At 59.9% G+C, this 20601-nt stretch carries 22 protein-coding genes; 6 read left to right on the top strand and 16 right to left on the bottom strand.

Going from position 1 to position 20601, the window contains the following annotated elements; translation table 11 throughout:
* The 8 genes from trbL to AEAC466_RS33290 form a co-directional block, all read right to left on the bottom strand.
* Positions 1–883, bottom strand: an 883-nt coding sequence (gene trbL / locus AEAC466_RS33325) for a P-type conjugative transfer protein TrbL (RefSeq protein ID WP_023458174.1), incomplete at its 3' end; no start/stop codon positions are given.
* A 30-nt stretch (positions 884–913) separates the two neighbouring features.
* On the bottom strand, positions 914–1633 hold the full coding sequence (gene trbJ / locus AEAC466_RS33320) for a P-type conjugative transfer protein TrbJ (RefSeq protein WP_023458173.1): 720 nt from the start codon (positions 1631–1633) through the stop codon (positions 914–916).
* A gap of 10 nt (positions 1634–1643) precedes the next feature.
* The gene (gene trbE, locus AEAC466_RS33315) at positions 1644–4106 is read right to left on the bottom strand and encodes a conjugal transfer protein TrbE (RefSeq protein WP_023458172.1); all 2463 of its coding nucleotides are present in this window, start codon (positions 4104–4106) and stop codon (positions 1644–1646) included.
* Entirely contained in the window at positions 4100–4363 is a 264-nt protein-coding gene (locus AEAC466_RS33310; protein WP_023458171.1) for a VirB3 family type IV secretion system protein, read from the bottom strand. The genes trbE and AEAC466_RS33310 overlap by 7 nt, the downstream gene beginning before the upstream one ends.
* The gene (locus AEAC466_RS33305) at positions 4363–4701 is read right to left on the bottom strand and encodes a TrbC/VirB2 family protein (RefSeq protein WP_023458170.1); all 339 of its coding nucleotides are present in this window, start codon (positions 4699–4701) and stop codon (positions 4363–4365) included. The genes AEAC466_RS33310 and AEAC466_RS33305 overlap by 1 nt, the downstream gene beginning before the upstream one ends.
* Before the next feature lie 36 nt (positions 4702–4737).
* Complete coding sequence (gene trbB, locus AEAC466_RS33300) at positions 4738–5709, bottom strand: P-type conjugative transfer ATPase TrbB (RefSeq protein ID WP_023458169.1); 972 nt, start codon at positions 5707–5709, stop codon at positions 4738–4740.
* Positions 5702–6121 (bottom strand): hypothetical protein, encoded by a 420-nt coding sequence (locus AEAC466_RS33295; RefSeq protein ID WP_023458168.1) that lies wholly within the window; start codon positions 6119–6121, stop codon positions 5702–5704. The genes trbB and AEAC466_RS33295 overlap by 8 nt, the downstream gene beginning before the upstream one ends.
* A 1-nt stretch (position 6122) precedes the next feature.
* Entirely contained in the window at positions 6123–8177 is a 2055-nt protein-coding gene (locus AEAC466_RS33290; RefSeq protein WP_023458167.1) for a conjugal transfer protein TraG, read from the bottom strand.
* Between the two features lie 241 nt (positions 8178–8418).
* Between AEAC466_RS33290 and AEAC466_RS33285 the strand changes: the two genes are divergently transcribed.
* Entirely contained in the window at positions 8419–9630 is a 1212-nt protein-coding gene (locus tag AEAC466_RS33285; protein WP_023458166.1) for a hypothetical protein, read from the top strand.
* 9 nt (positions 9631–9639) lie between these two features.
* Here the strand turns inward: AEAC466_RS33285 and AEAC466_RS33280 are convergent, their stop codons facing one another.
* The 8 genes from AEAC466_RS33280 to AEAC466_RS33250 form a co-directional block, all read right to left on the bottom strand.
* The gene (locus AEAC466_RS33280) at positions 9640–11604 is read right to left on the bottom strand and encodes a DUF3363 domain-containing protein (protein ID WP_031238718.1); all 1965 of its coding nucleotides are present in this window, start codon (positions 11602–11604) and stop codon (positions 9640–9642) included.
* Between the two features lie 157 nt (positions 11605–11761).
* Entirely contained in the window at positions 11762–12382 is a 621-nt protein-coding gene (locus AEAC466_RS33275) for a lytic transglycosylase domain-containing protein (protein ID WP_035429688.1), read from the bottom strand.
* Positions 12379–12915 carry a S26 family signal peptidase gene (locus AEAC466_RS33270; protein ID WP_200863955.1) on the bottom strand — a complete coding sequence of 179 codons (537 nt, stop codon included), beginning with the start codon at positions 12913–12915 and terminating at the stop codon, positions 12379–12381. The genes AEAC466_RS33275 and AEAC466_RS33270 overlap by 4 nt, the downstream gene beginning before the upstream one ends.
* Positions 12912–13157: a helix-turn-helix transcriptional regulator gene (locus AEAC466_RS0122380; RefSeq protein WP_023458162.1), complete on the bottom strand. Its 246-nt coding sequence runs from the start codon at positions 13155–13157 to the stop codon at positions 12912–12914. Before AEAC466_RS0122380 ends, AEAC466_RS33270 begins: the two co-directional genes overlap by 4 nt.
* A gap of 229 nt (positions 13158–13386) precedes the next feature.
* Complete coding sequence (locus AEAC466_RS33265) at positions 13387–14583, bottom strand: hypothetical protein (protein WP_031238714.1); 1197 nt, start codon at positions 14581–14583, stop codon at positions 13387–13389.
* Between the two features lie 12 nt (positions 14584–14595).
* Entirely contained in the window at positions 14596–14895 is a 300-nt protein-coding gene (locus AEAC466_RS33260; RefSeq protein WP_023458160.1) for a hypothetical protein, read from the bottom strand.
* Between the two features lie 314 nt (positions 14896–15209).
* Positions 15210–17198, bottom strand: a complete 1989-nt coding sequence (locus AEAC466_RS33255) for a ParB/RepB/Spo0J family partition protein (protein WP_023458159.1) — start codon at positions 17196–17198, stop codon at positions 15210–15212.
* Between the two features lie 407 nt (positions 17199–17605).
* Positions 17606–18025, bottom strand: a complete 420-nt coding sequence (locus tag AEAC466_RS33250; protein WP_444826221.1) for a DUF736 domain-containing protein — start codon at positions 18023–18025, stop codon at positions 17606–17608.
* 199 nt (positions 18026–18224) lie between these two features.
* On the opposite strand from AEAC466_RS33250, the gene AEAC466_RS33245 reads away from it, so the two are divergent.
* The 5 genes from AEAC466_RS33245 to AEAC466_RS44125 all read left to right on the top strand — a co-directional run bounded on the left by AEAC466_RS33245 (position 18225) and on the right by AEAC466_RS44125 (position 20600).
* A complete protein-coding gene (locus AEAC466_RS33245) occupies positions 18225–18557 on the top strand; it encodes a hypothetical protein (RefSeq protein WP_023458157.1) in 333 nt (110 codons plus the stop codon).
* Between the two features lie 157 nt (positions 18558–18714).
* The gene (locus tag AEAC466_RS33240) at positions 18715–19323 is read left to right on the top strand and encodes a GntR family transcriptional regulator (RefSeq protein ID WP_023458156.1); all 609 of its coding nucleotides are present in this window, start codon (positions 18715–18717) and stop codon (positions 19321–19323) included.
* A 173-nt stretch (positions 19324–19496) separates the two neighbouring features.
* The gene (locus tag AEAC466_RS33235) at positions 19497–19634 is read left to right on the top strand and encodes a benenodin family lasso peptide (RefSeq protein ID WP_162148948.1); all 138 of its coding nucleotides are present in this window, start codon (positions 19497–19499) and stop codon (positions 19632–19634) included.
* Between the two features lie 116 nt (positions 19635–19750).
* Entirely contained in the window at positions 19751–19882 is a 132-nt protein-coding gene (locus AEAC466_RS44450; protein WP_155913607.1) for a benenodin family lasso peptide, read from the top strand.
* Positions 19883–19940: 58 nt separating this feature from the next.
* Positions 19941–20600 (top strand): lasso peptide biosynthesis B2 protein, encoded by a 660-nt coding sequence (locus AEAC466_RS44125; RefSeq protein WP_081714609.1) that lies wholly within the window; start codon positions 19941–19943, stop codon positions 20598–20600.
* The last annotated feature ends 1 nt before the right edge of the window (position 20601 follow it).

The raw sequence follows: 20601 nt of genomic DNA, 5'->3' as shown, positions 1-20601 counted from the left end.
CCAAGGCGCGCACGGCCCCACCGGCCAACATACCGGCGCCGACGGCGGCCGCAGCCGTACCGACCGCGGCGCCCGCGCCCAGTTGCGGTGCTCCGGAGACAAGACCGGACGCGACGGTTGGTCCAAAAATGCCAAGGCCCAAAAGCGTCAGGGAGGCCAGTGCAAGGGTCAGGGCCTCGACAAGATCCGGGGTGTCGCCATTCAGGCCCGTGACATATTGCTGGAAGAAGAATGAGCCAATGCCGACGATGACGGCCAGCACCATGACCTTGATGCCGGAGGTGACGACATTGCCAAGGACGCGCTCGGCCAGAAACGATGTCTTGTTCCACAAGGCGAAGGGGACAAGCGTGAAACCGGCCAGGGTCGTCAGCTTGAATTCCAGGATCGTGATGAACAGTTGGACCGCCAGTACGAAGAAGGACAGGATGACGAGCAGCCAGACGATGAGAAGCACGGCGATGGTCAGAAAGTTTGAGAAGAAGGTATCCAGGCCCATGAGATCGGCCAGTTGATCCATCAAGGGCTTGGCGGCGTCGAAGCCGATGCCGGCGAGACGGCCGGGCTTGAGCAGGTCCGCGGCCGACAGGGTATTATTGCTGGCGTCGAGCCCCAGGGTCGAGAACGACGCAAAGATGATGTCGGCCAGGGTTTTGAAGTTGTTGATGATATAGGCGAAGGCGCCGACGAACAGGACCTTTTTCAGGAGCCGTGTCAGGACGTGCGCTTCTTCGTCCAGCAACCAGAACAGGGCCGCCAGCGTGACGTCTATGGCGATGAGTATGCCAGCCAGGTGACCGACATCGCCCTTGAGCAAGCCAAACCCACTGTCCAGATATTGGCTGAAGACACTCAAAAACTGGTCCACGACATTGAGATCCACGGGCGGCTCCTAAACGAGGGCTGATAGGGGTTATTGTGCGGTGTAGGCCGAGCCCGAGCCGATAAAGGCTTTGGTCATCGCTTTCGCGGCGGCTTCGCCTTGCGCCTTACGAGCCAGATCCAGGGCTTCGGCGCGATACTGGGCGGCCAGAAGGGTGGCGATCTGCATCTGCTGTTTGGTGTTCAGCGCCAGAAGCTGATTGGCCGCCTGTTGCGCCTGAAGGTTGCCGTCGGCGCCTTGGGACGCTGACACGAGATCGCTCAGGGTCGCGGCGTCATCCGTCAGGCTCTCATTGACCTTGGCCTGCACGATCAGGGTCTGCTCAAAAGCGTCCATGCTGCTTTGCCACCGGGTCATTGCCTCACCGACCAACCCGCTCGATTTCACATTGGCATAGGCGCTGGGGTACTGGCCTTTGAAAGCGGCCTCGGTCGCCTCAATGGTGAAAGCGATGCCCTTGGCCTGTTTCATCAGGTCGTTGATCGCGGCGATATCGCCATTGAGCTTGGCGAGCTCATTGAGGTCGAGCTTTTGCAGGTGCTTGGCCATACTGACGAGCATCGTGGCTTCGTTGGACAGGCTCTCGATCTGATTGTTGACCTGCTGCAGGGCGCGCGCCGCCTGCAGGACGTTTGAGGCATAGTTGGTGGGGTCGTAAACGACCAATTGCGCGCGGGCGGGTGACAGGGTTCCGACGCCCATCACAAGGGCCATAAGGGCGGGCAGTACACGGGTTTTGAAGTGGGTCATCACAGTCTCCTCATTTGGCATTCAGAAAAAGGGGAAGGGTCGCGGGCCAGTCAGAGGCATTGCCTTCGAAGGCTGTCAGGAGGTCACGGGCCCAGACCGGGCCGCGGGCGTTGATCAGCGCGTTGGGGAACCCTTCGGCGCCGGAGTCCGCCAGGAGGCGATCGATCAGCGCCTGGTCCTCAGGGCTGGCAGCGGCACAGACGGCTAAGGCGATTGGCCCCAAGGCCAAGTCGAACAGACGATTGCCGCGGCGCGACTGGAGGTAATAGTGTTGTTTCGGCGTGGCGCGGGCGATGACCTCAATCTGGCGGGCGTTCAGACCGACGCGCTCATAGGCAAGTCGCATCTGTGGTTCACTTGCCCGGTCATTGGCCAAAAGCAGGCGTTGCGGGCAGGATTCGATAATGGCCGGCGCAATCGGACTGTCGATGACGTCGGTCAGGGACTGGGTGGCAAACACGACGCTGACATTGCGTTTGCGCAGCGTCTTCAACCATTCCCGGATACGCGCCGCAAACAAAGGATGGTCGAGAAAGACCCAGGCTTCGTCAAGGATCATCAGGGTCGGCCGGCCATCGAAACGCGCTTCAAGGCGATGGAACAGGTAGGTCAGAACCGGCCCCAGGAGGTTGGGCTCCGCCATCAGGTCCTCGGTCTCGAAACACGCAACGCGCCCGAGATCGATGCCCTCGTCCTCCGCATCGAGGCACTGACCGAACGCACCATCGAGGGTGTAGGGATGAAAGGCGGATTTCAGGGCATTCGAGGACAGCAGCATTACCAGACCGGTCAGGGTGCGTTCCGCCACCGGTGCCTTGGCCAGGCTGTTCAGCGCTGACCACAGGGTTTCCTTGACATCAGGGGTGACGGCCACATTTTCGACAGTGAGCAGACCCTGCAACCATTCCAATGCCCAGCCACGCTCCGCGTCATCGTCGATCCGCCGCAGCGGCTGGAAGGCTAATCCGGCCTCGCGCCCAAGCCGATAATGTTGTCCTCGTAGCGCCAGGGTCGCCGCACGGGCGGAGCCGCCCTTATCGAAAAGGAAGACCTGCGCGTTTTCGTAGCGCATGAATTGCAGGGCCATGAAACTGAGCAGGACCGACTTGCCGGCGCCGGTCGGACCCAGCACCAGGCTGTGGCCGACATCGCCGACATGCAGGCTCAGGCGAAAGGGCGTTGCCCCCGAACTGAGCGCATAGAGTAAAGGCGGCCCATCCAGATGAGCATCGCGCTCGGCGCCCGCCCAGACCGCCGACATCGGCATCAGATGGACCAGATTCAGACTATGGACCAGGGGTTGGCGGATATTGGCGTAGACGTGACCGGGCAGACTGCCAAGCCAGGCCTCCACGGCGTTCAGGGATTCGTCGATCGTTGTAAAGCCCAGGCCGTTGATCACCTGTTCGATCTGGCGGAGCCGGTCATCGGCGGTCGCCCTGTCAGGATGTCGAACCGTCAGCGTCGTGGTGAGATAGCCGAAGCTGACCTGATCGGCGCCAACGGCCTGCAAAGCCGCATCGGTATCGAGCACCTTGTTGTCGGCATCGGTGTCGACTAGCCGGCTCTCCTGAGAATACATCACCTCGCGCAAAATGGCCGTGACAGATTTGCGCTTGGCAAACCACTGTCGCCGCAGCCTGGTCAGGGTGGATACGGCTTCTGTCTTATCGAGCGGGATAAAGCGTGTCACCCAACGGTACGGGATATCGAGATGGTTCAGGGCATCGAACACGCCCGGATAGGTATGGTTCGGAAAACCGAGAAGGGTGAGACTACGCAGATGCTCATGTCCGAGAACGGGCGCCACACCGCCCAGCAGGTCCGTATCCGCCAGTATGGCGTCAAGATAGATCGGGGTTGCCGGCACCGCCACGGGATGGGTCTTCGTCGAGACACAGGCGTGCAGATAGGTCAGGGTTTCACTGTCATTCAGCGCTGAGACTTGGTTCAGGCATCCGGAGAGCAAATCGAGCGCCGCGTCCGTGCGGCGGATGAACCGGGCCAGCGCATCGCGCCAGTCTCGTCCCTCGACCGCACGTTCCGTCTCCAGCACGGCCGCGCCGAGGGCATCCGTCTGGTCGGCATCCGGCAGGAAGACCAGTGTGAAAAAATAGGCCGTCTCATAGGTGTTGGCGAGCTCACCCTCGAAAGCCGCGCGGCGTTCCTCGTCCACGAGACGAGCCACACCCGTCTCAAAACCAAGACCGGGATAGGCCATGGCGGGCTGACGGCGCGCTTCGAAAAACAACGCCCAGCCGGAGCCAAAGCGACGCAAGGCGTTGTTGAGGCGCGCACAGATACCGACGAGTTCGTCCGGCGTCGCGCTGTCGATGTCCGGCCCCTGATAGCGAAAGGTCCGTTGGAAGCTGCCGTCCTTGTTGAGCACAATGCCGGGGGCGACGAGCGCCGCCCACGGCAGATGGTCCGCCAGGCGGTCGGCGCGCTTGCGATATTGTTTGAGGTTCAGCATGACCAATACCCTTTCTGGCGGAGATGACGGAGCAGCACCGGTACGAAATCCGGGTCTTTGCGGGCGGCGAAGACCGCCAGGCTATGCCCGGCCAGCCAAACGGCCAGACCGGGCAGCCACAGGTGAAGGCCAAGGCCCAGCGCGGCCGCCAGTGTGCCATTGACGATGGCGACCGAGCGGGGCGCGCCGCCCAGCAGGATGGGTTGGGTCAGGGCCTGATGGACAGGCACCTCGAAGCCTTCTATCGCGTGGGACATCAGACGACCGCGCCGCCGCCGAAGCTGAAGAAGGTAAGGAAGAAGCTGGAGGCCGCAAACGCGATGGACAGACCGAACACGATCTGGATCAGCTTGCGGAAACCGCCCGAGGTCTCACCGAAGGCCAGCGTCAGGCCGGTGACGATGATGATCAGAACGGCGACGATCTTGGCGACCGGTCCCTGAACCGAATCCAGAATTTGCTGGAGGGGCTCTTCCCAGGGCATGTCGCTGCCGGTGGCATGGGCCACGGCGGCGAACATGACGACCGGCACACAAAAGGCCGCTGCCCTCATGAGGGTACGCGACGACGGGGAACGCAAAATAGTTTCAGACATAAGACTCTCCTTTAAAAGGTGGATGAACCTTCAGGCCTAGATCAGGGGCTGAAGCAGGTAATCGCCGGTGGCGTCGAGGCCGACAATCTCGGCAATGGTCTCGACGTGGCGGGGCGAATGGGTGAGCGGATTGATGCCCGCGATGTAGACAACGACGTCGATGCCGTCGGCGATCAGGGCGCGCGGCACATGGGTGACGGCCTCCTGGATGAGTTGTTCGAGGCGGTAGAGGGCGCCACGGGCGGAATTGGCATGGAGGGTGGCGACACCGCCGGGATGCCCGGTGTTCCAGGCTTTCAGCATATCGAGCGCCTCCCCGCCCCTGACCTCGCCGACGATGATCCGGTCGGGACGCAAACGCAGGGTCGAGCGCACCAGATCATTGAGCGAGACCAGTCCCGGCCGCGTGCGCAGGGCTACGCAGTCGCGGGCGGCGCAGCGCAGTTCGCGGGTGTCCTCGATCAGGATGATGCGTTCATTGAGGTCGGCCATCTCCGCTAAAAGGGCGTTGGTCAGGGTGGTTTTGCCGGAGCTGGTGCCGCCGGCGACAAGGATATTGCGCCGGTCGCGCACGGCAGTGCGCAGCGTTCTGGCTTGCAGGGAGGTCATGACGCCGTCAGCGACATAGTCGCCCAGCCCATAGAGGCGATGCGCCGGCTTGCGGATCGAGAAGCAGGGCGACACCACGACGGGCGGCAGCAGACCTTCGAACCGTTCCCCCGACAGGCCGTCGCGGGCGGGCAGTTCTGCGCTCACGATGGGATTATCTCTGTGGGCCTCCGCCCGAACGTGACTGGCGACGAGCCGGATAATGCGCTCAACCTCGGCCGGCTCCAGGCGGTGCCCGGTCTCTGAGCGGCCCGCGCCTAAGCGATCGATACGGATCTCGCCGTCGGGATTGACCATGATTTCGGCAACCTCGGGATCGGTGAGCGCCGCCGACAACACATCACCCATGGCCGTGCGCAACATGGCGCGCAGACGGCGCGCGGACACAGTCTCAGTCATAGAGGCCTCCCAGGATCAGGGGGTCGAAAGAGGGTTCGTCCTGCGCCAGACGGCGCCCGACCTCAGCCACGAAGGCACGGAAGCGCTCGGCGCCGCGAGCGCGGGTGGCTTCATCGGTGTCGGGCAAAAACGAATCCCGTTGCAGGTTCAAACGAATGAACAGCGCCAGGGTTTCCATCACCACGCGCTGATCGCGCTCGAACCGGTCGAGCTGAAGGCTGTAGTTCCTGAACCGGGTGCCGAACCGATCGTCCAACTCATTGGCGCCCTTGCGGTCCATCCACGCAGTGATCGCCATAGCCAGGATGGCGGATTTGTTGGTGCCGGGCCGCGCCGCTAAGGTCTCAAAGCGCTCCGCGATAGGACCTGGCAGGTAAATCTGATATTTCTTCTTGGCGGGTGTCATGGCCATGTCAGTGGTCCCTGAAGAGATCGAGGTTGAGGCTTTTGGCGGTCTTTCGGTCGGCGCCCATGGTGACGGCCTGGGTCACCGCGCGGTTGCTGCGGACGCGATCCATGACCTTTTTGTCGGCCGCAACGTCGGCGTCGTCTTCGACGGCGGCCTGACCGTCTGGTTCCAGGGGGCGGGGCTTCACATAGGATTCGCCGATATCCGGCCCGGTCTGAATGTCCCTGCCACCTTCATCATCCCGTCCGCCCTCGCCCCGCTCCTCGGCCTTGAGGGCATCGCGCAAGGCATTGGAGACGCCACAGACAAGGCTGGCCCAGTCGTCTGGCCTGGGCTCGGGCGTGTCGGCATAACCGTCCAAAGACAGGACCGGCGGGGCAGCGCGACGGGCGATGAAGTTCTGATCCTCATAGTAGCGAAGCTTGCGGGCACGGATCGGTGACAGGCCGGAGACCAGGACCAGCTCGTCCTTGGGCGGCAATTGCATGATTTCGCCGGGCGTCAGGAGCGGTCGGGAGGTTTCCTGACGTGAGACCATGACATGGGCGAGCCAGGGGGAGAGACGATGGCCGGCATAGTTGCGCTGGGCGCGCTGCTCGGTGGCGGTCCCCAAGGCATCGGATATGCGCTTGGCCGTGCGCTCGTCGTTGGAGGAGAAGGCGATGCGGACATGGCAGTTGTCGAGTATGGAGTTGTTCTCGCCATACGCCTTCGAAATTTGGTTGAGGCTCTGGGCTATCAAAAAAGCGCGGATGCCGTAACCGGCGATGAAGGCCAGGGTAGTTTCAAAGAAGTCGAGGCGGCCCAAAGCTGGGAACTCATCGAGCATCATCAGAAGCTGGAAGCGGTGTTTGAAGCCGGCATTACCCTCCAGCTTTTCCGTCAACCGGCGGCCGATCTGGTTCAGGATCAGGCGCACCAGTGGCTTGGTGCGGGAGATGTCGGACGGCGGCACGACCAGGTATAGTGACGCTGGCCGCGCGCCATCCATCAGGTCGGCGATGCGCCAGTCGCAGGCCGCCGTGGTCATCGACACGACCGGGTCACGATAGAGACCGAGAAACGACATGGCCGTCGACAGGACGCCGGAGCGCTCGTTCTCTGACTTGTTTAGAATTTCGCGGGCGGCGGACGCGACCACCGGATGCACCCGTGGCATCTCTTTGGTGCCGAGATGATTGGACGTCATCATCCGGCGCAGGGTATTTTCAAAGGTGCGTTCGGGGTCGGAGAGAAAGGTGGCGACTCGCGCCAGAGTCTTTTCCGGCTCGGCATAGAGGACATGAAGGATGACACCAACCAGCAACGAATGGCTGGTCTTTTCCCAGTGTGACCGGTGCTCTAGCGCGCCTTCCGGATCGACGAGGACATCGGCAATGTTCTGGACATCGCGCACTTCATCGACGCCTTTGCGCACCTCCAGAAGGGGGTTGAAACGGGCGGAGCGGATATCGGTCGGATTGAACAACAGGCAATGGGAAAACTTCGCGCGCCAGCCGGCGGTCAGTTCCCAGTTTTCACCCTTGATATCATGGACGATGACGGACCCGGTCCAGGACAACAACGTCGGGACAACAAGGCCAACGCCTTTGCCCGACCGGGTCGGGGCGAAGGCCATGACATGTTCGGGTCCGGTATGACGGAGATAGCCATCTTTCCAACGGCCCAGAAAAACTCCGGCATCCCCAAGCAGACCGGCTTGCTCGATTTCACTATGGGTCGCCCAACGGGCAGAGCCGTAGGTGGTCACCGCCTTGGCCTGGCGCGCCCGCCACACCGATCCGGCGATGGCGGTCGAGCACCCGAGCAATCCGCTACACGCCGCCAGGGCCCCGGAGCGCGCGAACACCTCCGGTGCATAGGCATCGTAGAAATACCACCAGATGAACAGTTGCCAGGGGCGATAGATCGGCGTCCCGATAAAAACGAACCACGCCGGCCCCAGTTGTGACTGATAGCCCAACTGCGCGGCCGCCCATTGCGTCGCTGCCCAGACGCCGAACAGCGCGGTCAGCAGCACAACAAGTATTTGCCCGATCAGGAGCTTGGTGGGGGTCATCGACCATGTCCGAGGTGAGAGGTTTGAACCTCGTCATCTTCGGACACCTTGCCAGAATCGGGGAGTCACCCAGCGGTTCCTTAGAGGCTCTAGTGAGGACTCCTGGCTCACCAGGGTTCCGCTTTCGGAAACCTAAGGTTGGCAATTCTGTTTTGGCAAAGACGGACCAGTGGCCTATGACTAAAATAACGTCACGCATCGCGCGTTGGCACACTTTCCACGCAACGCATCGAGAGCATCTATGAACTCCATTTTCTGGTCCTGGCAAAGTGATCTCGACCCTCGGGTTACCCGGACAGTGGTAAGAGACGCATTGGCTGGAGCGATCGAAGATCTTGAGGCCGAATTGGAGGAGCGTCATGAGTTGACGTCGGATACCCAAGGTGTGGCCGGCTCGCCGGATATCGTTTCAACAATCCTCGCCAAGATCGACGCGGCGAAGGTATTTGTCGGAGATGTCACGCCAATCGCTTTGAGCGGCACAGGTAAGGCGCTGGCCAATCCGAACGTCCTCATCGAATTGGGATATGCGAAACGGGCCATAGGCTTGGAGCGCGTTATTATGGTGTGGAACACCGCCTTCCCTGGTGCAACGATAGAAAACCTCCCCTTCGATATGCGAGGTCGTCGTGCCCCTATGGGATTTCACCTAGAACCGGACGCGACCACCGCCGATTTGCGCAGCGCGCGCGAGGGATTACGCCGACAACTGACAGAGGCGTTGCGCCTCAGTATTGCTGTCGCAACGCCGCTTGTGACGCCTTCGTTTCCAGAATGGCTCCCGGCCGATAAAAGCCCCGCGTTATGGGTCAATCCAGATCGAAAACTAAGGATTAATGACAACGGAGCCGCCGTCGACAAAGATATCGCCGGTGGCCCATATAGGTATGCCAGAATTTTGCCCGCGTCTTGGACGCGACCCGCCGACTTTGGCGCCAGTGACCTTCGTCCATCAATTCTAGGTCCCGCGTCCGCATTCAGCTACGGCCTCGTAAGAGGTGGTAGCTTAGTGTTCAAGGGCGGTTTTAACGCCGATAGGCCACTGATGAACTTAGTTTTCCAATCGCGTGAAACAGGAGAATTATGGGGAGTCGATCCTTTTTCCAGACAGGGTGAAACGGGAGATTTCTTCTTCGCAGACGGTGCGATAGCTCACTACTATAGCTTTCTGAGGGCTAATTTACCGCTCCTTGCACAGCAGGGCGCCCGAGGGCCCTATAAAATCATCCTCGGAGTTACCGAGCTCAATGACCGTCGCTGGACGAGCCAAACACGCTGGGGAGAGGGTTCTGCCGCGTTGCAGGACAGTGTCGAGGTAGCCTTCACGGTCAGTGGATACGAAGAATCTCAATGGATAGACGGTCTCGTTTCCGCTTGGGGTGAGTTTGCCGCCGCATTCGGCCTAAGCCAACCGTCCAGGGGTTTTATGATGGATCAAATTCTAGGACAGTAAAGGGGCCCCTTACTGGATGCCCATTCCGCGCCCCCGACCGATCGACCAATTGATGCCTTCCTCACGGTACAAACCAGACACCAGCTTACCGATATGGTTCTCAAGCACTGGGCGCCACGGCACCAGCGTGAATTCCTTCCCCTGCTCCACCATCGCATACCTGCCGCTCGGCAAATGAACGGACTGCCGAAGCTGCCCTTCAATCCGGTCTCCGTACTTGGCGGGGCGGTAGGTAAGACCGGATTCCTTTTCCAGGCGGTCCGATGCGGCATCGAGGCCGCGAACCTCCAATGTTCTCAACATATTGACACCGGTCCTGAACTGCCCGTCGATCTCGAAAGCCAGTTCCTCCTGTAGCAGCCAAATTTGTCGCTGCCGGAGGGCGTCCGAGAACTCCCGGCCAAACCCGACCGTCACAACAGGCACCGAAGGATCGACAAGCTCACGATCCAGCCATGTCGCGCCAGGATAGGTAGGCAGGCGTGACAAAGGAATGGGTGACAAAGGGACAATGTCGGTCGGCGCCTGCTGAAGCCGTTTCTTTTCATAAGCCAGAGCCTGGTCAAGAAAGGTTTCAGCGATACGGAAGGCACCCTGATCACTACGCTCCACCTGGCGGGTTGCCCGCTTGATCGCCTCTAGCCGACGCATGTGGGTTTCTGCGAACTCTCCCGTCGCCGACTGGTCATAGTTCAGATGCGCCGCCACATCGTACCACCCGCCGTTCGCTGCCGCCACTTCAACGATGGTATGATCGGCCGACCTGATCTCGGCCTGGCGAAAGTCCACACGTACCAGCGCATCGTCAGCCAGCGGACGGGTGCGCTCCGCGTAGCCAATGTCAATCCAATGGATGCGGCCATCGATGCCATCCAGCATAAGGAAATGGCGATCCGAGTCACCATCGAGCAGCCCTCTTTTTACGACACGCCCGAACAACGACCCTGCCTCAGGAAGGGCCACCCCTGCCCTGTGGACGACCCCGTCTTCGGCTGCACGCGCCATCCCCTTGAGAGCGAGTTCACGGTGCATGGATTTGATGATGTCTCCACGTTCCCCAAGATCCTTCAATGTCGCGTCGAAGTTTTCGGCCAACCGCCAGCGCCCGCCCCCTAAGTCTTCCGCCAGGCCAAACTCTTGCAACTTGGCGAGACGTCCCACCTGCAGCGCCCGCTCTTTGGGGTCTGGTACGTCTGTTACAATATGCCGATCCAGCGACATTTTACGCAACAGGTGTCGATCGTGGCTGGTCAGGCGGGCCTGATCGACTTCCTGTCGCCGGGCGATATCAATCTCCCGCTCCGACCGCGGGCCTAGATCGAGGGTGACGAGAGCTTCGAGACGGTCACGCATGCCTTCACTGATATAGTCGCGCGCTATGGTCAGGTCCTTTCCCTTTTCATCCACGCCGCGAATGACGATATGGGTATGGGGGTGGCCGGTATTGAAATGATCGACGGCCACCCAATCAAGGCGAGTGCCGAGGTCCGTTTCCATTTGTTCCATGAAACGCCGCGTCAAAGGTTTCAGGTCTTCGTATTTGTCCCCGTCTTCGGCCGATACGATAAGACGGAACTGACGCGGATCTTTGTCCGCCCGATCCATAAAGCCACGCCCGTCTGCCTGATCGCCGCCCCTATCATAAAGCTCGCCGGCAAGTCCGTCTTTCGTCACGCCGTCGCGTTGCAAGTATCGCAGGTGCGCGCGCGCCGCCTTCACGCCTTTGCCGGCCAGTTGTGTGTATCGTGTCTTGACGACCACCCGACGCGCCGCCCGGCCCCTCACCCGACCGGTCGCCGTGACTGCCGCGATACCCGCGCCGCGCCCCCGACTTCTGGCCTTTCCCTCACCGCCAACGCCTGGCGTTTTGAGACCACCGGCTTTCCGCGCCGCCTTGAGCACTTTGGGCAGGTAGGATTGCCCACCTTTTGATCGAATTCGCCCCAGTTTTGGGCGCACATCATCATCCCGCACAACCAACTCCACAACCTAATAAATTCAACAAGTTACAGCGTATTAACTCCCACGTTTCCGGATAAATCCCAAAAAACGATGTGCAGACAAACACTTATGCGAAACGGGAGTTGAGCTTTATCTTGCCTTCACCGCGTTCCTTTTTCGTTCTCATTTTTCAGGGTTCGATCAGGGGCACCAAAACCGAAGGCGATGTTGGCTTTTCCGGCGAGATGTCAGACCCGGCCAGATCGACAAAAATTGTGTCTGGGGCGATCGGGTTTTGAGCGGTCTGACGCATGATCCGGCCGAGATAATCGCGTGTCTCACCGGGCAAGCGCGCCCCGGCTAAGCTGCGCAAATAGCGATCTGGTCCAGCGTTGTAGGCGGCGAACAGACCCGGATAACCGAAACGGTCATAGTTCAGGCGCAGATAGGCCGTACCCGCCAGAATGTTGTCCAGAGGCAGGTAAGGATCGCTCCCGAGACCGTATTGGTTCCGCATCTCCGTATAGGTAGCGGGCATCAATTGCATCAGTCCCATCGCCCCTTTCGGCGAGGTGATGGGCCGCCCCTTCACCTCATTCAGGCCCGCACTCTCGACGGCGATAACCGCCTCAATCCATGCTATCGGTATGCCGAACCGTTGCGCGGCCACGGCGATTTCGGGACGCCACCGCAGAACGTCCGCAGTGGGTGATCCCCCACCGCCAGCCGCGTCTTGGCAGGCTGCCGGTACAGGCGCGGCCACAACCACCAGCGCAATCACAGTCCCTAAAATGAGTTGTCGGCGGCTCATAGATGCACCAACCGCGCCAGAACCGACTGCCGGGACATCGGTCCAAAATAGCGCCCGTCAAACGAGCTTGGGGCGGCCCTGTTCAGGACGAAAATCTCTCCGTTTGTCAGCGTTCGGCAACCGGTCCACCATGGCAGGGGCCGCCCCCGATGGTCGATGCGCAGGCGCACGGCTGCAACCGTGCCGTTGATCGTGATCCGGTTGCCATCGGCGCAAATTCGGTCTCCGGCGAGCGCGGCCACAGCTTTAATCATGGGCACATTGGCCGGCAAATATCCGCGGGAATCTGCCAAACGGCGGGCGAAATCGGGCGCCTCAACCAATACCCAATCGCCCCATTTCAAGGGCGTCGCTGGTAGCGTCCGATAATACCCAAGGGGCGCACTGGCGCTTGGATTATAGACGACGGCGGGCACCTTTTGATGGACCGACAGGGCGATGAGGCTGCCGGCGATCAAGGTCAATGCCAGCGCCACCCGCCCGCGCTTTCGGTCACGGCTTGTCTGTCTCGCGGGTTGCCAACGCATTATCATTGGTCAATCTCCCGTGACGCTGGCGGCAGTTTCGTGATGGTCTCGGCGTTACTCCAGGCCTTCAGATCATCGATATGATAGCGGATGGTGGTCCCCAATTTCCGGAACGCAGGGCCACCGCCGATAACGCGGAGACGGGCCAGGGTTTTATGCGATAGGCCCAGATAGAACCCGGCCTGTTTCGTGCCTAAATAGGGGCTGCCTTTGCGCGCGACATTGGCGCGGCTGATCTCGTCTTCCATGACAGTCTGTCCTCTGATCGCCGGATGCAAAGGCAGCCGGTCGTCGGGACAGCGTGATTTTTGAGGGGTGGTTTCGGGAGAGTCGCAAATCGCTCCCTGTCAAAAACGATTCCGTATTTATGGGCCGGTTTGAGCTGAATTTTATTATCCCGCGAGCCATGCCTATGGCATGGCGAGCCGCCGGGAACGGATCGCGTCCCGGCGGCAAAACAGGTATGTGGGAGCGGGCTCAGACGACGGCTGCCATCAACTTCTTAGCCGCCTTTTCCAATTCCAGACGGCTATCCTGATGTGGCTTTTGACGGGCCAGGGCGGTAATGCCTTGGACGAAATCGAAGATGCTTTCAGGCTTTTTGCCTTCTTCCTTGAGCACGGTGTCGATGATTTTAGCCGTCTCCGGTTTTGAGAAGCCTCGCTTCTTCAAGAAGCTTTCGCGGTCGTCGTCATCCTTGGCCACCACCATGTCCCGTGCCGCCTTGATCCCGGCGATGAACGACGCCGGGGATGAATTGGCGAAGCTGTTCAGTGCCGGGGCGGCTTCATGGGCGAAGCGCTGGGCAGCAAATTTGGAGTGACGTATGGTGATGTCTTCAAAGCTTTCAACGCCCCAAAGATTGCGATTTTGGCAAACCCCACGCAGGAAAAAGGACGCAATGCCTAGGGTTTTGGAGCCAACTTCCGAGTTCCACGCATAAAACCCCCGGAAGTAAAGATCAGGCTCGCCATTGGGCAAATAGCCCGCTTCGATGGGGTGGGTGTCGTCCACGAGAAATACGAACACGTCGCGGTCGCTGGCATACAGGGTCGTCGTTTCCTTGGTGACATCGACGTAAGGGTTGTGCGTCATGGTGCCCCAGTCCAGCACGCCGGGGACTTTCCAGCGCGTATCACCGATACCATTTCCTGCGATCTTACGGATCGCGCCGACCAGTTCATGATCCCATATGCGGCCATAGTCGGGGCCGGTCACGGCGCGCAATTCGATCTGTCCGTCACCCGTCTCCAAGGTCTTCATCAGTTCGGCGCGATGGCTTAAAAGGCCGTGTTGCAGATTGATGCCCGCCAGCGGCGCAGGCAATTGGCGCATATAGGTGCTGGGAGCGCCGACCATGCTACACAATTGCCCAAAGCTCCAATGGGTCGGGGCAATTTCAGCATCCCTTCCCGGAAGGATCAGGCGCAGGGACTCGGTATCATCACGGTCGGCTTCAACGCGAACCTGATCGCTTTTGACAGTGCGAACATGTGCGCCATCGGCACGGCGACGAGTGCTTTCATAGAGGTCGTCAAGGTTCAAAAACCTCTGATCGTCTGGGCGGCTGAACCATTGCGACGACACAATTCCGTTGTGGCCGCCCCGCGAGATATCGACTATAAACGCTCCCGAAACAGGTGCGGTGTTCGGTGTAAGAATTGAGTTTGTCATAGTGTCACGCTCCTATTTGATGATGTGGACGTAATGGGTCAGGGCGATAAAATCGGCCACGGTGAACGCTGAGAGCGCGTCCCGGATGGGCTGCATCCCTTCGATTGAGAGGGTGCGGTCGCCATCGTCATCAGGTTCCATGTCCATGATATAATCGAGTAGGCAGACAAGGGTCGGAGCCATGGCCATGGCGCGCGCGAGGACATCTATGGATATGCCGTCGAGTGTGGCTGTCGTCACGGTGGCGATAGGCGTCGCTTGTGGGTCATCCTGAACAATGGCCAACTGGCTGGGCAGGTATGTCATTTTCATGTGGGTTTCTCCTATTGAGGCTGGGTTACAGCGGCCTTCTTCGGCGCGCTGAAACCCTGCCCGTCGGCGAGACCGGGGTAGCAGAGGTCAAGGACGGCGCGGGCGGAGGGGGATCACCCAACCTGCACAAGCCCCCTTGGGCGCGGAAGGTTGGGGAGACCGCCCGCGCCGGTCCCCCTTTCGGGACTTCATCCTTGACCGGCGCGAGGGCAGAGCCCTTAGCCCTTTAACGAACACACACAAAAAGCCCCGCGCCGGGGGGCGCGGGACCGTCTGCTTTTGAAGAGAGGGGCCGCCGAAGCGACCCCTTCCGCCTAAGCCTTGTGATCAGACAGATAGGTGACATTGCCGGGCTCCGGCTCCGATCGCGCCACACGCAGCAGCGGCGGGAGCCAACCCGTCGGGGCGATCAAGTGTTCCGCCGCCTCGGCCATCTCGGGCTTTTTCAGTTTCGATAACCGGTCCGCCGCCTCATCGCTGACGGCCTCGCGGACGGCATCGACAATGTGCCCTTTGGTCACGCGGCTGAAATACCGGCGCGCCGTAGGCCGCCAATGCGCTCCCATATCGAGGGATAGGCTGGTGGCGAGGTCCTCCGCGAACGGCTCGGCTGAGCGGATGGCGAAGGGCTGGCGCACGACATTGACGGTCAGGGCCACGCAATGCGCGATCAACAGACCCAAATCTTCCGGCTCCATAGCCAGAAGATAAGGCCATAACGCATCCGGTTCCGGTAACCGTTCAGCCCACGTATCGTGTCGGACCTGCAACGCTTCGACAGCGGATGACTGGGCGTAATCCTCCATCCACCCGGCCAGATCGGTACTGACAGGCCGGATTTCTAGGCAGGACGCCGACCGGTCGTCATAAAACGTGTCGAGCACAAGTACGTGCGCTAAGGCTCGCGCCGCGATTTCGGGCTGTTCGCCCAAGGCCAGACGCAGGGCCACCGTGCGATGCGCCGTCAGATCACGGATCAGTCCGTCGGCCAACTTTAAAGAGGGAGCAGTGACAGTGTCATCGTCACCTTCCCTGTCCGTCTCCTGATCGTCACGATAGTCACCGCCGTCGCCGCCTTCATCGGTCGTGCTGTCTACGGCCTTGTGTTCGGGCTGCACATCCTCGGCGCGGATCAAACCGCGTTCGATCTTGACCGAACCGTCATAGATGAGGCTGACGATGATCCCGGAGCGGGCGATATCATCCGAGTCGAAGGCAGACGCTAAAGCTTGAAGACGAACGATTTCTGCCTCCAGCGCGGACATGTTCGCGTCGACATCGACCGGCAGATCGCTGTAATCAAAGTCGGCGTATTCCTCCGACAGCGTTTCCAGCTCGGCCTTGGCCACCTCCAACGCCACCGCATCCTCGGCGGACAGGGCCACCACCTTTGGAAAGGCTCGGCGCATACCGGCGATATAGGGAAAATCGATATAGGCTTCGGCCCATATCCAGCCCTCATCCTGTTGCACGGTCTTGGCCACCGCCGTCAGACGCTCAAGGGCCAGCTTTTCCAGCAGCACCGGATCGGTGAACCGGCCCTCACCGTCTTCGGTAAACAGGTCGCGTTCGATGTGACCTCCCGCCTCGGTGTAGGCGGTCTGGCCCACAAAGCACGCCCTCCGGTCATCGGCATTGACATGCCCCTGAACCATCTGACGGCGGATATAGTACGGCTCACGCTGCCACTCTGTCAGACCATCATAGACGCTTTCCTGACGTGCGTGGTCTTCGCTGACACAGAAAGCGGTCAACTGTTCCAGGGTCAGTTTACCGTCCCGATAGTCCTGCATCAGGCGGGGCGACACCGCGCCGAGGCGCAAGCGTTGCCTGACGATGCGGATATTGACGCCGAAACGTGCCGCGATGTCCTCGGCGCTCATACCTTGCTGTTCATTGAGTGTCCGGAAGGCCTCGAACTGGTCGGCGGGGTGCATCGCTTCGCGGGTGACATTTTCATCAAGGCTGATTTCGTGGGGGTCGTTGACGGTGTCGATGACGCACGGGATGGGCTCATCATCGGTGATTTCGCCACGCTCGACCCGGAGACATTGGCCCAGCCGACGACCTTCGCCGATGGTGACATAGAACCGGCCGGTGGGACATTCACGGTCGTCCAGTTCCGGCTCAACGACGAGGTTTTGCAGGATGCCCTTGGCCGCGATGCTGGCGGCGTAGGCTTCGATGGCGTCTTTGGTGTGTGGGACTTTGCGCACATTGCGGGGCGATTTGAGCAACTGGCACAAGGGTATCAGGGTGTGAACGCCGGTTTCCACAGCAATAATTTTCGATGGCTTATTCATGGTCTTTCCTTTTGGGCTTGGGTTACAGCGGGCCTTTAGCGGCGCGCTGAAACCTTGCCCGTCGGCGAGACCGGGGTAGCAAAGGTCAAGGACGGCGCGAACGGAGGGGGATCACCCGACCTGCACAAGCCCCTTAGGGCGCGGAAGGTCGGGGATACCGTTCGTGCCGGTCCCTCTATGGGGACGTCCTCCTTGACCGGCGCGAGGGCGGCGCCCTTAGCCCTTTCCTGTCAACCTTGTCATACTCAGGCCCTATTTTTCGCCTAAAGACCGAATTCGCCGCCCTTTTCATCCCCCCCCGAATTTGGCGGCGCGCGGACGCTCTGCCCCCAGGGCGTCCGCCCTCACTACCGTCCACCAGACAAAGCCCCGGAGGTTCTGCCTGAGGGGCTTTGTCTTACGTCATCTCAGCCTTTGGGCCGCTTCCAGACGAGGTTGAACAGACCTGGCTCGTCGTCGGGGTACAAACTGGCATAGATCGGGTGGGGAAAGGCCGGGTCATCGATTTTCACCGACAGACACTCACGCCCGGCCTCATTGGTTCGCTTCCAGGCCGCGCCGCAGTCAACACTGCCCCAGTAAATGCGATAGTCGGGCCCCTGATCCGAGTTGCGGTCGGTCGGAACAATATTGACTGTCACATTCAGTGTCAGGGTCAAAAGGGTGCCGGTGTAGATGTCTCCGGCTCTGATGAAAGTACCGATGGTTGACATGGTTGTGTCCTTTGTGGGTGCGGGCCGCTGGTTAGCGACCTCGATGGCGGTTGCAGCGCTCAAAGCGGCGCTGAAACCCTGCCCACCGGCGAGGTTGGGGGTAGCAAGGGCCACGGCCCATGTTCGGAGGGGGCTCACCCAGCCTGCACAAGCTTTTCGCGCGGAAGGCTGGGGACACCGAACAAGGACCTTGCCCGCGCGAGGGGCGACGCCCCTGAGACCTAACCCCTGCGAAACTAGGCATTGACGGAATCCGATTTGCTTGGTGAAATCACCCAGGGCTTACGCCCTATGCGCCGAGGACTGGATTTCCATGACACAGCGACCGCCCTCTTCAGACTCAGATTCAGCCGATACGCCGAGCTTCGACGTCGGCTTGGCTGTCGATCGATTGTTCCAGGAAATCATCAGCCACTCCGACAACCCTCTGCTTCAGACCAGCATCACCTTATTGCGTGAAGAGACGCTGGCGATACGCGCCTATGAAGCCGAGATGCTGACCGACCGGGAGGCGGAATACAAGCGCATGCTAGATTGCTGGCATCGTAAGGACAAAAGGGGGCTCCAGAGGGAATTGGCAGCCTATTACGAGCGCCGCGAGGGCATTGCCGCCCAGATCGCGAATCGTATGTCTCCGTTGAACTGATCTGAACACGGAAGGTCGAGCGCCGACACTTACCCTGCCCAGCTTGATTTTACCGCGTATTCATTCTATTATCGCGCGATTAATCCCTCAAAATATCGCGCCCAAGCTGAAGTCAGCCGGTTCGCTGCCCAAGTCTCAGGCGTCTGCAAGGACCGTCATGGGTAAGCCGTCTCGCATCGAAAACATCTTTGGCGACCTCAGGCAGCACCTATTGGCGGCGCCAGCGCACCCGGGCCAACGGATTGATATCGAGGCCTTGGCGGATCGATATGGCGTCAGCACCATGCCGATACGTCTGTTACTAAACCGTATGATTGGCGAGCGCGTCGTCGAGGTAACGCCGCACGAGGGGTATATAATCCCTGCCGCGAAAGAACGCCGCATCCGCGATGTCCACAAATGGAATAAGATGATCCTGATGCTGGCCATTGAAACCGCGATGGACGACGGGCCTGATCCGGACTTTCCGGAGCTGGACCTTGACCAGGCAGACATCGTGGCCGCCACTGAAGCCTTATTCCTGGCAATCGCGGATTTCAGCGATACTGGCGAAACGCGATACGCGGTCTCCAATGTCAATGATCGCCTGCGACCGATCCGACAACTCGATACAGGTGATTTGATCGACCTGCCGGCAGAGATGGCAGAGTTCAAGGCCGCATGGGAGGCGCATGACCTGAACTCATTACGTGATCTGGTGAAACAATATCATCACCGACGGTTGGCGCTGGTACCGAATTTCATTGCCATAGCCTATAGTCAGTAGCCCGTGGGATCGTACTGACACGCCGGTCAAACGCTGCGGAATTTCTGATTCTGAAGGGCCATCTGATAATCGTTTGATCAGAATAAGATCAGTTTGGGATCAACTTTCACCGGTCGTACAGTCGAAAAGCCATGAATTTCCATGGCTTTTCAAAACCTAGCAAGGAGACTGTCATGACCAAGTTCGATCATGAAACCGAAGACCTCATCGACCTGGGCCACGCTTCGGTCGAAACCAAGGGCAATCAAACGATCTACGCGCCCGACGAGGTCGCCCAGCACCTGCGGCAACCCGGTCTGAGCAACGACTGATCACCCGGCGGAGGACGGTGATAATCCCGTTCTCCGCATTTCCTTCATCTCCGTAAAGCTCATCCCGCCGATAGCTCATCGCCGGCATAGCTTTTCACAACCTGAAAGTAACGACCATGACCAAAATTGAACCTCAAGACGTCATCGACCTTGGCGCCGCAAGCGCCGAGACCAAGGGCATGCAGACCCAGTTCCAGGCTGATGACGCGCTTCAGCACAAGCCGAACCCTGGCCTCAGCCATGACTAAACAAGTGGGGCAGTGTGGATAGCGCTGCCCTTTCTTTATCCTTCAGGTGATTATCAGCATGGAATTTGCTTTGCGAACGGATGTTTATGGATGCATCGCTAACGGTCGCGTCGTATTGCTCGACCTTGCCGCCGACAGGTATTTTGCCCTTCCCGCCGAAACGGATGCCGCTGTTCAGAGCTGGCTTAACGGCAATGGCTTGGACCCTGTGACAACGTCCAAATTGGTGGGCGCTGGGCTGATTGTTCAAAGTGAAACCGGCTGCACCCTTCAACAGGGCGCCGTTGCGCCGGCCCGTTCCACTCGACTGCCCCCCGAGTTCGCACGTCCTTCTTTGCTCCCTCCGCTGTTACCTGTACTTGCACAGATCCGAACAAGGCACGATCTTAAGCATCGGCCTTTGAACGACATCATTTCCGATATCCGCCAGAATAAGTGCCGAAGGGCTAAAAGGGCCCGTCCTATGGATCGCCATATGCCAAGCCGTATCATCGAGCGCTATTTAGCGTCTCGGCGCTTTATTTCGGCGCAGAATGAATGTCTTCGCTGGTCGATCGCGATGGTGCGTTATTTGAGGGCATACGGCTACTATCCGAACCTGGTGCTGGGTGTTCGCATGATGCCGTTTGGCGCGCACGCCTGGGTCCAGGACGGGGACACCGTTTTAAACGATACTGTTGAGCAGGTTTCAGCCTACACGCCTATCCTGGTGGTGTGAC

This window comes from Asticcacaulis sp. AC466, assembly GCF_000495815.1.
Lineage (GTDB): Bacteria > Pseudomonadota > Alphaproteobacteria > Caulobacterales > Caulobacteraceae > Asticcacaulis.
The sequence above is the reverse complement of the archived record's forward strand: the minus strand, read 5'-3'. Positions and strand labels throughout refer to the sequence as shown.